General features: G+C 72.4%; 12 protein-coding genes. 5 read left to right on the forward strand and 7 right to left on the reverse strand.

Features of this window, described 5'->3' with window-relative positions; all coding sequences use genetic code 11:
- The first annotated feature begins 156 nt into the window (after positions 1-156).
- From proS to AAC134_RS08715, 3 genes are all read left to right on the forward strand, one after another.
- Positions 157-1,494 (forward strand): proline--tRNA ligase, encoded by a 1,338-nt coding sequence (proS, locus tag AAC134_RS08705; RefSeq protein WP_339948689.1) that lies wholly within the window; start codon positions 157-159, stop codon positions 1,492-1,494.
- 103 nt (positions 1,495-1,597) lie between these two features.
- On the forward strand, positions 1,598-2,932 hold the full coding sequence (locus tag AAC134_RS08710) for an FtsX-like permease family protein (protein WP_339948690.1): 1,335 nt from the start codon (positions 1,598-1,600) through the stop codon (positions 2,930-2,932).
- Positions 2,925-3,608 carry an ABC transporter ATP-binding protein gene (locus AAC134_RS08715; RefSeq protein WP_339948691.1) on the forward strand — a complete coding sequence of 228 codons (684 nt, stop codon included), beginning with the start codon at positions 2,925-2,927 and terminating at the stop codon, positions 3,606-3,608. Before AAC134_RS08710 ends, AAC134_RS08715 begins: the two co-directional genes overlap by 8 nt.
- A 94-nt stretch (positions 3,609-3,702) precedes the next feature.
- On the opposite strand, the gene AAC134_RS08720 is transcribed toward AAC134_RS08715, so the two are convergent.
- On the reverse strand, positions 3,703-4,305 hold the full coding sequence (locus AAC134_RS08720; RefSeq protein ID WP_339948692.1) for a DUF177 domain-containing protein: 603 nt from the start codon (positions 4,303-4,305) through the stop codon (positions 3,703-3,705).
- Between the two features lie 356 nt (positions 4,306-4,661).
- On the opposite strand from AAC134_RS08720, the gene bamE reads away from it, so the two are divergent.
- On the forward strand, positions 4,662-5,249 hold the full coding sequence (gene bamE, locus AAC134_RS08725) for an outer membrane protein assembly factor BamE (protein ID WP_339948693.1): 588 nt from the start codon (positions 4,662-4,664) through the stop codon (positions 5,247-5,249).
- 107 nt (positions 5,250-5,356) lie between these two features.
- On the opposite strand, the gene AAC134_RS08730 is transcribed toward bamE, so the two are convergent.
- The 6 genes from AAC134_RS08730 to AAC134_RS08755 all read right to left on the reverse strand — a co-directional run bounded on the left by AAC134_RS08730 (position 5,357) and on the right by AAC134_RS08755 (position 11,011).
- The gene (locus AAC134_RS08730) at positions 5,357-6,589 is read right to left on the reverse strand and encodes an MFS transporter (RefSeq protein ID WP_339948694.1); all 1,233 of its coding nucleotides are present in this window, start codon (positions 6,587-6,589) and stop codon (positions 5,357-5,359) included.
- A 61-nt stretch (positions 6,590-6,650) separates the two neighbouring features.
- The gene (locus tag AAC134_RS08735; RefSeq protein ID WP_339948695.1) at positions 6,651-7,049 is read right to left on the reverse strand and encodes a DUF2147 domain-containing protein; all 399 of its coding nucleotides are present in this window, start codon (positions 7,047-7,049) and stop codon (positions 6,651-6,653) included.
- A gap of 90 nt (positions 7,050-7,139) precedes the next feature.
- Positions 7,140-8,450, reverse strand: a complete 1,311-nt coding sequence (locus tag AAC134_RS08740; protein WP_339948696.1) for a hypothetical protein — start codon at positions 8,448-8,450, stop codon at positions 7,140-7,142.
- A gap of 127 nt (positions 8,451-8,577) precedes the next feature.
- On the reverse strand, positions 8,578-9,531 hold the full coding sequence (locus AAC134_RS08745) for a methyltetrahydrofolate cobalamin methyltransferase (RefSeq protein ID WP_339948697.1): 954 nt from the start codon (positions 9,529-9,531) through the stop codon (positions 8,578-8,580).
- 132 nt (positions 9,532-9,663) lie between these two features.
- On the reverse strand, positions 9,664-10,605 hold the full coding sequence (locus tag AAC134_RS08750; protein ID WP_339948698.1) for a methylenetetrahydrofolate reductase: 942 nt from the start codon (positions 10,603-10,605) through the stop codon (positions 9,664-9,666).
- Positions 10,606-10,699: 94 nt separating this feature from the next.
- The gene (locus AAC134_RS08755) at positions 10,700-11,011 is read right to left on the reverse strand and encodes a virulence factor (protein ID WP_339948699.1); all 312 of its coding nucleotides are present in this window, start codon (positions 11,009-11,011) and stop codon (positions 10,700-10,702) included.
- Positions 11,012-11,479: 468 nt separating this feature from the next.
- On the opposite strand from AAC134_RS08755, the gene metF reads away from it, so the two are divergent.
- Positions 11,480-12,370 carry a methylenetetrahydrofolate reductase [NAD(P)H] gene (metF, locus tag AAC134_RS08760; RefSeq protein ID WP_339948700.1) on the forward strand — a complete coding sequence of 297 codons (891 nt, stop codon included), beginning with the start codon at positions 11,480-11,482 and terminating at the stop codon, positions 12,368-12,370.
- Positions 12,371-12,372 lie beyond the last annotated feature (2 nt).

Below are 12,372 nucleotides of genomic sequence, written 5' to 3' on the forward strand. Positions count from 1 at the left end.
GGGTCCCTGTCTGGCGACGTCGCGCGCGGCGCTTTCCGCGGCGCGGCATTGCGCGGATCGCGCGCATCCCCTAGTCATCCGCCCTGCGCGCCTGCGCGCGCAAACTCGCCCCCGCGCGCCCGCGATGCGCGCGCCGCCGCCGCCGAAGGGACCCCGATGCGCCTGAGCCGCTACTTCCTGCCCGTTCTCAAGGAAACGCCTGCCGACGCGCAGATCGCCTCGCACCGGCTGATGCTGCGCGCGGGCATGATCCGCCAGCAGGCGGCCGGCATCTACTCGTGGCTGCCGATGGGCTTCAAGGTGCTGCGCCGCCTCGAGCAGATCGTGCATGAGGAGCAGAGCCGCGCCGGGCACATCCCGATGCTGATGCCGACCCTGCAGCCCGCCGACCTGTGGCGCGAGTCCGGCCGCTATGACGCCTACGGCCCCGAGATGCTGCGCATCCGCGACCGCCACGACCGCGACATGCTCTACGGACCCACCAACGAGGAGATGATCACCGACATCTTCCGCGGCTCGGTCGGGTCCTACAAGCAGCTGCCGATGACGCTCTACCACATCCAGTGGAAGTTCCGCGACGAGGTGCGCCCCCGCTTCGGCGTGATGCGCGGGCGCGAGTTCCTGATGAAGGACGGCTACACCTTCGATCTCACCCATGAGGACGCCATGCATGCCTACAACCGGCATCTGGTCTCCTACCTGCGCACCTACGAGCGCATGGGGCTGAAGGCGATCCCGATGCGCGCCGACAGCGGCCCGATCGGCGGCGACGACACCCACGAGTTCCTGGTGCTGGCCGAAACGGGCGAGTCCGAGGTCTTCTACGACCGCGCCGTCACCGAGCTGACGCTGGGCGACCGCGAGATCGACTGGCAGGACCGCGCCCAGCTCGAGGCCATCAAGGCCGAGTGGACCACGCCCTACGCCCGCACCGACGAGACCCACGACGAGGCGCTCTACGCCCAGATCCCCGAGGATCGCCGGGTGAAGGGCCGGGGCATCGAGGTCGGCCAGATCTTCTACTTCGGCGCCAAATACTCCGAGCCGATGGGCGCCATGGTCACCGACGAGACCGGCGCCCGCGTGCCCGTGCACATGGGCTCCCACGGGATCGGGGTCAGCCGGCTGGTGGGCGCGCTGATCGAGGCGAACCACGACGACAAGGGCATCATCTGGCCCGAGGGCGTCGCCCCGTTCGGCGCGGGCATCGTCAACATGAAGCCCGGCGACGCGGCCGTGGACGCGGCCTGCGGCGAGCTCTACGCGGCCCTGACCGCGGCCGGCGTCGACCCGCTGCTCGACGACCGGGACGAGCGGGCGGGGGCCAAGTTCGCCACCATGGAGCTGATCGGCCTGCCCTGGCGGATCACGGTCGGGCCGCGGGGGCTGGCTGAGGGCAAGGTCGAGTTGACCTGCCGCCGCACCGGCGAGACCGAGGCGCTTTCGCCGCAGGCGGCCGCCTCGAAACTGGCGGAAATCTGGCGCGGTCTCTGACCCGCCCGCCCGCACCCGGGCGGCCGGCCGAGAGGGGGGAACCCCCCTCGGCCGGGCCGGGCCTTCGCCCGGCGGCGCCCCGAGACGCAGACCGGAGATCCCGATGAGCGACGCCGCATCCGCCGACCGCGGCCGGCCGAGGGGCGCGCCCCCGTTCGCCGCCCACGAATGGATGATCGCCTGGCGCTACATGCGCGCCCGCCGCCGCGAGGGCGGCATTTCGGTCATCGTCTGGTATGCGCTGGTCGGCGTGGCGCTGGCCGTGGGCACGCTGATCGTGGTGATGGCGGTGATGGTCGGCTTCCGGGCCGAGTTCACCGACCGCATCCTGGGCGCCGAGGGCCACGTGAAGTTCTACGCCGTCGCGGTGCGCGACGAGCGGGGCGCCATGGTCCGCAGCATCGCCGACTACGACGCCATGACCGAGCGGGTCGCCGGCGTCCCCGGCGTGATCCGCGCGGCCCCCATGGTCGAGGCGCAGGCGCTGGTCTCGAAGGGTTCGGCCAACGCCGGCGCGCTGGTGCGGGGCGAGCGGCTCGAGGATCTGCGCGACTTGCCCTATGTCGCCAACCCCGAGGAGGCGCGCGGCTCGCTCGACGATCTGCCCAGAGGCCTCGCCATCGGCTGGGGCGTGGCCCAGGAGCTGGGCGTGGACGTGGGCGACCGCATCTCGATGATCCTGCCGGGCGGCCAGACCACACCCTTTGGCACCGCGCCTAAGGTGAAGGGGTTCGAGGTCGTCTACATCTTCCGCATCGGGCGGGCCGACGTGGACAAGACCCGCGTCTACATGACCTTCGAGGCGGCGCAGGAGTTCTTCAATCGCGGCGACACGGCCGACCAGGTCGAGGCGATCGTCGAGGATCCCCAGGCGCTGGGCTCTCGCGCCTCGCGCACCGAGTTCGATCAGCAACTGGCCGCCGCCGCCGGCCCGCGGTCCGTCGTGTGGACCTGGAAGGACGCCAACGGCGCTTTCCTCTCGGCGCTGGATACCGAGCGGGCGGTGATGTTCATGATCCTCAGCCTGGTGGTGCTGATCGCGGCGCTGAACATCATCTCTGGCCTGGTGATGCTGGTGAAGAACAAGGGCCGCGACATCGGCATCCTGCGCACCGTGGGGCTGACGCAGGGCGCCATCCTGCGGGTGTTCTTCCTGTGCGGGGCGGGCATCGGCACGCTGGGCACGCTGATCGGCGTCGGCCTCGGCATCCTGTTCGTGATCTACATCGACCCGATCTTCGACGTGGTGAACTTCTTCGCCGGCGGCGGCATCTGGGACCCCGAGATCCGCATGCTGACCAAGTTCCCCGCCGTGCTGCGGTGGGAGGACGTGGCCTCGGCCGCCGGCCTTGCGCTCGCGCTGAGCTGGTTCATCACCTTCTTCCCCGCGCGCAAGGCTGCGCGTCTGCACCCGGTGGAGGCCCTGCGCTATGAGTGAGGCCGCCCTCGAACTCGACGCTGTCGAGCGGGTGTATTCCCAGGGCCTCGCCGAGGAGGTCCGCGTGCTGTCGGGCGCCTCGCTGCGGGTGGCCGCGGGCGAGGTGGTGGCGCTGGTCGCGCCCTCGGGCTCGGGCAAGTCGACGCTTTTGCACATCGCGGGGCTGCTGGACCGGGCCGACGCGGGCGCGGTGCGCATCGCAGGCGTCGAGACGGGCGGCCTTTCGGACGGGCGGCGCACGGCGATCCGGCGGCGAGACGTGGGGTTCGTCTACCAGTTCCACCACCTGCTGCGCGAGTTCTCGGCCGAGGAGAACGTGGCCCTGCCGCTGCGCGCGGCCGGCGTCTCGCGCTCCAGGGCCTCGGCGCGGGCGGCCGAGCTGCTGGCCTCGGTCGGCCTCAGCCCCCGCGCCACCCACCGCCCGGCCGAGCTGTCGGGCGGCGAGCAGCAGCGCGTGGCGATCTGCCGGGCGCTGGTCAACCGCCCCCGCCTGCTGCTGGCCGACGAGCCGACGGGCAACCTCGATCCGGGAACCTCGGAAATGGTGTTCGAGCTGCTCGCCGGTCTTGCCCGGACCGAGGGGCTGGGCGCGCTGGTCGCGACCCACAACCTGCAGCTTGCCGCCCGCATGGACCGGGTGCTGCGGCTCGACGGCGGCCGGGTGGTGGAGGGCTAGGGCTCGGGCAGGGCGCGCCGGGCGGGACTCGCCCGCCGGCGCGGCCCGCGCGTCCTGATCAAGCGGCCCGTCCCCGGTCCCGCGTGGCGCGGCCTCAGCTGTCCTCGTCGCGCTCCATCCGCTCGCGCAGGGCGGCGAGGGCCGAGAACGGGCGGCGGGTTGCGCCGGCCTCCTCTTCCTCATCCGGCTCGGGCCTCGCCTCGCCCACGCCCTGGAAGCTGGCGCCGGGCGCGCGCGGGTAGGGGTCGATGGCCAGCGCCACCACCTCCGAGGCCATCTCGGCCGGATCAAGGCGCGTGCCCAGCGGCTCGGGCGGGTCCTCGGCCTCGTCGGGGGCGATGTCGCCGATGCCCGCAGGCTCGACGCCGGGCAGGAAGGTGCGGGCGAACGGCTCCTCGATCTCCTGGGCGATCTCTTCGAGCGTCACCACGCAGGGCTGCGTCACCCGCGCGCGCGCGAGGCCCGTGACCCGCCAGCCGTCGCCCGAGGGCCGGATCTGCGCCTCATAGGACATGCGCCCGACGGCGGCGACGCCAAAGCGGCGGGCCAGCGCCGCGCGCTCGGTCGAGTCGGCTTTCTGGGACACGGTCGTCCCCTCGCCGCCGAGGTCGGTGATCCGCACGGGACGGGAGAACTCGGGCGCCGGGCCGGCGCCGGCAGCGGTCTGGGAGACGGGCGGAGAGGCGGGGGGTCGCATGGTCGGAAGTGATCCTTCGCACTCGCACATCGGGGCGCGCCGGGCCCGTGGGCGGCAGGGTCCTGCGGCGGTCTCCGGCAGGCGGCCCGATCAAACGGAGCCGGTCGGAGCGGAGCCTTCGCAGGGCCTGGCGCGCGGCCGGACAGGGCGCGTCGCGGCGGGGCCGCTTGAACTGCAAACATGCGCGCGCTAGGCAGTGGCTGCAAGCGGCGAGCGCGCCGATTTCCCGGGCCCGTCCGCCGGCCGGTTCCGGGGGGCGGGGCGTCGGCCCACGCCGCGGCGGCCGTGCGCGGCCGGGGCGGGCGCCGCCTTGCGAAGTCTGGCCCCTCGCCGGGTCGTCGAGAGAGCTGTCGAGCATGCGCCGCGCAAGTCTGAACCGCCTTGAAGCCGACGACCTGGGCGCGACGCCCGCCGCCCGCCGGGGGCCTGCGTCCGTGAACGCGCAGGCGACCGGGCCCACGGCGACCCCGGGATCGAGACCCGCCGCGATCCGTCGCGCCCGCGCCGTTCTGGCCGGCGCCGCGCTGCTGAGCGCGCTCGCCGCCTGCGAGCCGATCGTGCGGGTTCACGGCTACGCCCCGCAGGACGCCCAGCTCGACCAGTTGCAGGTCGGCGTCGACGGACCGGGGACGGTGGCCCAGAAGATCGGCCGCCCCTCGACCGGCGGCGTGGTGCGCGACAACACCTGGTACTACGTTTCCTCGCGCACCGAGTCTCTGGCCTACCAGGCCCCCGAGATCGTCGAGCGGCGCGTCGTCGCGGTTCACTACAACGACGACGCCCTGGTCTCGGGCGTGGATGTCTACGGGCTCGAGGATGGGCGGATCATCAACCTCGCCACCCGCACCACCCCCACCTTCGGGCGCGAGCTGACGGTGCTTCAGCAGCTGTTCGGCAACATCTCGAACGTGGGCGCGAGCCTGGCCGAGGGCTTCAACGAGTAGTCCCGCGCGCCCGAAAGGGCGCAGGGCGGCGCCGACAGGGCGCGCCTCCCGCCGGGAGGCGCGCCCTTCGTGTCTCCGGATGGGCGTCTCTTGGGGAGGAAGGGCGCTCAGTCCGCCTCGGGCCGGCGCAGGGCGAACCAGATCAGCGCGCCGCCGGCCAGCGTCAGGAACGGGATCATCGCCATGTTCACCGCCGCCCAGCCGGTCTGGGGATCGCCGCCCAGGCAGTTCATCAGCCCGCCCGAGCTGAGCGAGGCCAGCGTCACCAGGCCGAACACGCAGAAGTCGTTCATGCCCTGCACGCGCGCCCGCTCCTCGATCGTGTGGGCGCCGGCCAGCATCGCGGTCGCGCCGATGTAGCCGAAGTTCCAGCCGATCCCCAGCAGGAACAGGGCGACATAGAAGTTCGAGAGCTGCACCCCCGCCAGCCCCGCCAGGCCCGCGGCGGCCAGGATCACGAGGCCCGCGGCGATCACCTTCTCGACCCCGAAGCGGTTGATGATGTGACCGGTGAAGAAGCTGGGCAGGAACATCGCCAGCACGTGCACCATCACCACGTCGGCCGCGTCGCCCTGGCCAAAGCCGCAGCCCACGACCGCCAGCGGGGTCGAGGTCATCACCAGGTTCATCAGCGCATAGCTGACCATGCCGCAGATCATCGCCACCAGGATCCGGGGCGTCGCCAGCAGCTGGCCCACCGTCCGCCCGCGCGGCGCGTCCGCGGCCCGCGGCGCCGGACGGCCCGCGTCGAGCGCGAGAAACAGCAGCGAGCCCACGACGTTCAGCGCGATCACGCACACATAGGCGCCCGCGAAGGGCACCGGCGCCAGCATGTCCGCGGTCGCCTTGACCAGCTGCGGCCCGATCACCGCCGCCAGCAGCCCCCCCGCCATCACCCACGAGATCGCCTTGGGCCGGAAGCTGTCCGAGGCCTGGTCGGCCGCCGCAAACCGGTAGAACCCCTGCGCCGACATGTAGACGCCGGTGCACAGCGCGCCGACGAGGAACAGCGCGAAACTGTCGAGGAACAGCGCCGCCACGCACAGGGTCGAGCCCAGCGCCCCCCCCGCCGCGCCGACGAAGAACCCCGCCCGCCGACCATACCGCCCCATCAGGTTCGAGACGTTGGGCGCCGAGATCATCGAGCCGAGCACGATCAGCGAGATCGGCAGCGTCGCAAGGCAGGGGATCGGCGTCAGCATCTGCCCGGCGAGCCCGCCGAGCACGAAGTTCACCGGCATCTGCGCCCCCAGCACCGCCTGGGCGAGGAACAGCACCGCCACGTTGCGCTTGGCGCGGGCGTCGTCGGGCACGGGTTGGGGAGAAGCTGAGGCGACCATGGTCGAAGGTCTTAGAGCGCGCCGCGCCGCGAGGCAAAGCGCCAGCGCGCCGCGGCCGGCCTCACTCGACAGGCGTCCAGACCTGGCTGCGGCAGAAGACCAGCACGCAACCCTCGACCTTCAGGCCCTCGGCGACCAGCTCCATCGACGAATCGTAGGTCTTGTCGTCGTCGGGGGCCCAGATCTCGCCGTCGTCCCAGGCCTGCGCGCCGTCGGGGGCCATGTCGCGGATGATCAGCCGGCCGATGTGGGGATACTCGGGCGCCTCGCCTTCGGGCGTCATCGCGCGCCGGATCACGCCGCAGGTCCGCGCGGCGTCGGCCTCGCAGGGGCCGACCTCGACCTCGAGATAGGCGCCCTCGCCGTTGGCCTCGGTCTTCCAGGTCCCGTCGGCGGCCCCGGCGAGCGCGGCAGGCGCGGCCAGCAGCGTCAGCGCGGTCGCGATGGATCGAATGCGCATGGGGGTCCTCCCGTTAGGCGCCATGGCCGCGCAGGCTCGGCCGGGCGGCGGCGCAGGTCAACCGTCTCTCGCCCGCGCGTCAGTCGCGCGTCAGCCGCGCGGGCGAGGGGCTCGCGGGATCGTCGAGGCGTCGAGCGCGGCGTCGCTTGCGCGGGGCAGGGCCTCCGAGCCGGTCTCGTCGCCGGGAGTCGCGGGGGCGTCGGCGGCGCGTGGCGGCGTCGGGCGCCGCGGGGCGGGATCTTCGTCCGTGCGGGCCTCGCGGGCGGGGTCGGGGGCGTCCGGCGTCGGCGGGGCCGAGGGCGCGCGCGGGGGCGGCGAGGGCAGCGGCCCCTGCGAGGGCGGCCCGCCGCTCGCGGTCTCGACCCGCGTCAGCATCTGGGGGACCAGCGACTCCGAGAAGCCGGCCAGGAAGCTCCAGATCATCAGCAGCGACACGTCCTTGTTGGGCACGTAGATGCCGAACTTCTGCGCGGGGTCCGGCGCGGGGCCCGCGTCCACACCCAGGCTCACCTTGGCGAAGGCCAGCGTGTCGAGGTTGGGGATCGCGACGCCGGTGATCAGCCCGGTCTCGAAGAAGAAGTACAGGATCGAGGCCCCGCCGCCCCCCACCAGCAGCCGCATCAGGATCTGCACCTTCGAGGAGATCGCCTGCATCTCCTCGATGCTGCGCGCCGCGATGGTCTTGGAGAACACCAGCGTCGAGAAGCTGCCCCCCATCAGCCCCGCCAGGATCGCCGTAAGCAGTCCCGAGTAGCCGCCCCCCGAATCCCGGGTCACCGCCAGCAGGTCCAGGCCGACCTGGTCGGCGACCGAGTCCGGGCGGATGAACAGCACCGAGAGGAACAGGAACAGCGTCAGCAGGAACGCCTGGTTCAGCCGCAGGCGATAGCGCCCGGCGAGCCGGTCGATCTCGACCCGCACCGAGCGGCGCCACTGGTCGGCCACCACCGCCTGGCGCAGCAGCGCCCGCGCCCGCCCCAGGTCGGGCGCGGGCGGATCGAGCGCCTCTCGGCATTGCAGACACAGCGCCATCCCGGCCGCGTCCGCCTGGACCCGGCGATCCTCGAGCCGCTCGGCGACCTCGGCGCGGATCTCCTCGTCGCGCATCAGCGCGGTCATCAGCGTCTCGGCGATATAGGCCGCGCGCCAGGAGAATTCGGCGGCCTCGGCCCGGGGATCGTCGATCGGGGCGAGGATGTCGGCGATCCGCCGCTCGGCCTCCGCCGCCGAGCCCGCGTCGTGGCGCCCGCTCATCAGCTGGAAGCGGGCCGAGAGCGAGCTGTAGAACTGCAGCAGCATGGCGAGGTTCGCGCCCTCGGCCTGGCGGGCGGCGAAGACCGGGGCGCCGCGGGACGCGGAGGGCGCCCGGAGACGGTCGAAGAAGTCGCTCAGCGCGGCCATCGGGGTCCTCCGCAAACAATTGCGCCGGGGGACGGAACCGTCCTCCGGCGCAACCGATGCTAGAGCAGACGCGGCGTCGCGATCAATCGCGGATCGCCCTCCCGGCCCGGGAGCCGGGGAGGGCCGGTCAGGCGCGGCGGCGGCGACGCCCTTCGCGGCCGCCGCGGGCGCCGGCGGGGGCCTCGCCCTCGGGGGTGGGCGCGCGGTTGGCCATGATCCAGGCGGCGCCGTGGGGATCGTGGTTCATCAGCAGGTTGGCGGCGCGGATCGCCTCCATCTCCTGCGGGCGGACGGGGTTCATGATCGCCGAGGTCATGCCCGCCCCGATCGCCATCGGCAGGAAGGCCGCGTTGATCCCGTGGCGGTTGGGCAGGCCGAAGGAGACGTTGGAGGCGCCGCAGGTGGTGTTCACCCCCAGCTCGTCGCGCAGGCGGCGCACGAGGGCGAAGACCTGCTGCCCGGCCGAGGCCATGGCCCCGATCGGCATCACCAGCGGATCCACCACGATGTCATGGGCGGGAATGCCGAAATCCGCCGCCCGCTCGACGATCTTCTTGGCCACCGCGAAGCGCACCTCGGGGTCCTCGGAGATGCCGGTGTCGTCGTTGGAGATCGCCACCACCGGCACGTTGTATTTCTTGACCAGCGGCAGCACGAGCTCGAGCCGCTCCTCCTCGCCGGTGACCGAGTTCAGGAGCGGGCGGCCGTTCGCGGCCTCGAGCCCGTTCTCCAGCGCGCCGGGGACCGAGCTGTCGATGCACAGCGGCACGTCGACGACGGCCTGCACCTTCTCGATCAGCGCCTTCATCAGCATCGGCTCGACGAAGTTGTTGTCGGCGTAGCGGGGGTCGGCCTCCATCTTGTTGGAGAACACCGCGCCCGAGTTGATGTCGAGCACCATCGCCCCGCAGGCCACCTGCTCGAGCGCGTCCTTCTCGACGGTGGTGAAGTCGTCCATCTCCAGCTCGGCCGCCAGCTTCTTGCGGCCCGTCGGGTTGATCCGCTCGCCGATCACGCAGAAGGGCTCGTCAAAGCCGATCACGACGGTCTTCGACTTGGACTCGACGACGGTGCGGGTCATGGAGGGTCCTCGGACAGGCCCGGGTCGGGCGCGTTGCGTCTGGGCAGGGGAAAACGTCCCCCCGCGCGGCGGAGGGGGACGGTTAGCACGCGCCGCGGGAAGCGTCAGCCCCCCGCCCCGGTTCGCGCCGCATCAGGCGTAGGCGGCGGCCCGCCCGGTGGCGCCGGCCTCGGCGACGTATTCGGCGGTCTTGCCGATGCCGCCCAGCGGGAAGAAGTGCACCTGTTCGATCTGCAGGGCCGGATCGGCGAGCTTCGCCGCGGCGATGTCGGCCAGCACCCGGTCGGGCGTGAACGGCAGCATCAGCTTGGTCACGTCGGCCGCGCGCTTCTGCAGCACCTGGACCGAGGGGCCCACGCCGCAGGTCAGCGCGTACTTGATCAGGGTCTGCAGCTTGGCCGGACCCGCGACGCCCACGTGGATCGGCAGGTCGACGTCCGCCTCGCGCAGGCGCGCGGCCCAGGCGACGACGGGACCCGGCTCGAACACGAACTGGGTGGCGATGGCCATCTTCGCGTCGGTCCGCTCGGAGAAGGCCTGCTTCCACTTCAGCGCGGCCATCACATTGGCCTCGGACCCGTCGGCGTCGATGTCCTTGTTGCCCTCGGGGTGGCCGGCGACATGCAGGCGGGCGAAGCCGGCCGCGTCGAAGAGGCCGCTCTCCATCAGCTGCATCGAGCAGTGGAACTCGCCCCGCGGCTGGGTCACGCCGCCGCCCAGCAGCAGCGCCGAGCTCACCCCCGCCTCGCCCTGGTAGCGCGCGATCCAGTCGGCCAGCGCCGCCTTCGAGGGGATCGAGCGGGCCGGGAAGTGCGGCATCGCCTCGAAGCCCTCGTCGGTGATGCGGCGCGCGGTCTCGACCATCTCCTCGATCGGGGTGCCGTCGATATGCGCGATATAGATCCGCGAGCCGGCGGGCAGGATCTCGGCGAAGCTGTCGATCTTGGCGGCGGTGCGGGGCATCACCTCGATCGAGAAGCCCTGGATCGTTTCGGCGATCCGGGCGGCGGGAGACAGCGAGGCCGGCGCCGCCTGGCGCGTGCGCCGCGCGAAGAAATCGATCACCTTCGACATGCCCGTCTCCCTTTCCTCGACCTCCCGACGCGCCCTGCGCCGGTTCCGATGATGCCCGCGGGAGGTTTCCCTCCGGTTTCCGCAGCGCCTGCCGCTAGCCCTTCGGCTCCCAGCCGTCGTTGGCGATCAGCGCCTTGATCCGTTCGGCGTCGTATTCGGCGTCGAGGCGCATGGCCTCGGCGTCCGCCGCCGCCGCGTCGGTTTCCGCCTCGACCTCGTAGGGCGCCGCGCGCCGCCACTCGGCCAGGTAGGCGTCGGAGTCCCTGGCCCCGACCTTCATCGCGCAGCGGTCGATCGCCTGCTCGAAGCGCTCGGGCAGGGGGCGCTTGGCCCCGCCGCGCCGGCCCTTGCCCGCGACCACCTGTGCGGGGATGTCCCGCCACCAGACCACTGTCACCTGGGTCAAATCCGTCTCCTTGCGGCGGGGCGTTTCGATCCGGAACCGCCCGCCTTCAGGCCCCGGATACGCCCTCGGCGGGCGCGGGCGCATCTTGGGAGCGACTGGGCGAAGCTGAAACGCGACATCGGTTCGCGTCGCAAACGCGCCGCGCGCTCAACGGCTTGCCGCGACGGCGGGCCGATGTCGCGAACGGCGCGCGGGACGTCGGGAAATCCGGCCGCGCCGCAGGGGCCCCGGAAAGCGCGAGGGCGCATGAGGGCCGGGCGGGGTCAGGGGTGAGGCAGGAGATTCGGGGCGCCGCGGCGGCCTCGCGCTCCCCCGAAGGATCCGTGGAGCGGCGCCGCGGAGTTTGCGGCGGCGCCGCAAACGAACGTTGAAGCGTCGCCTCCCAGACCGTAAGAAGGTCCGATGACCTGCGCCCATCCGGGGCGCGGGGCCCGCGCTTCGCCGCGCCCCTGTCAAAGGAGCTGCATCGTGACGGATACGACCGGCCGACGCCTGTCCATTTCCTTCGAGTTCTTCCCGCCGGCCACGCCGGAAGGGGCGATGCGCCTGTGGCGGTCGGTCGAGCGTCTGGCGCCGCTGGGCCCGGATTACGTCTCGGTGACCTACGGCGCCGGGGGCACCACGCGCGACCGCACCCGCAACGCGATCAAGGCGATCCTGGATCGCGCGCGCCTGCAGGTCGCGGGCCACCTGACCTGCGTGGGCGCCACGCGCGAGGAGACGCTGGCCGAGGCCGACGGCTACCGCAAGCTGGGCGCCCGGCGCATCGTGGCGCTGCGCGGCGACCCGCCCAAGGGCTCCGAGCGGTTCGAGGCCCATCCCGAGGGCTTCCGCAACGCCGCCGAGCTGACCCGCGCCCTGCGCGAGGCCGGGCATGACCGGATCTCGGTCGCGGCCTACCCCGAGTTCCATCCCGAGAGCGGCAGCCCCGACGCCGACCTCGACAACCTCAAGCGCAAGCTGGACGCGGGCGCCGAAAGCGCCATCACCCAGTTCTTCTTCGACAACGCGCATTTCCTGCGCTTCCGCGATCTCGCCGCAAAGGCGGGGATCACCGCGCCGATCCACCCCGGGATCCTGCCGATCGAGAACTTTGCCAAGATGAAGCGGTTTGCGGCCGGCTGCGGCGCCTCGGTCCCCGATTTCCTCGAGACCGCCTACGCCAACGCCGACGAGCAGGGCATGACCGAGACCCTCAGCCGCGCCATCTGCGCCGAGCAGTGCGACGCGCTCCGCTCTGAGGGGGTGGAGCACATCCACTTCTACACGCTCAACAACCCCGATCTGCCCTACGACGTCTGCCGCGCGCTGGGCGTCGAGCCCCAGCCGCTCGGCGCAGCCGCCGGCGGCGCGGCCTGAGG

Source organism: uncultured Albimonas sp. (assembly GCF_963977235.1).
Classification (GTDB): domain Bacteria; phylum Pseudomonadota; class Alphaproteobacteria; order Rhodobacterales; family Rhodobacteraceae; genus Albimonas.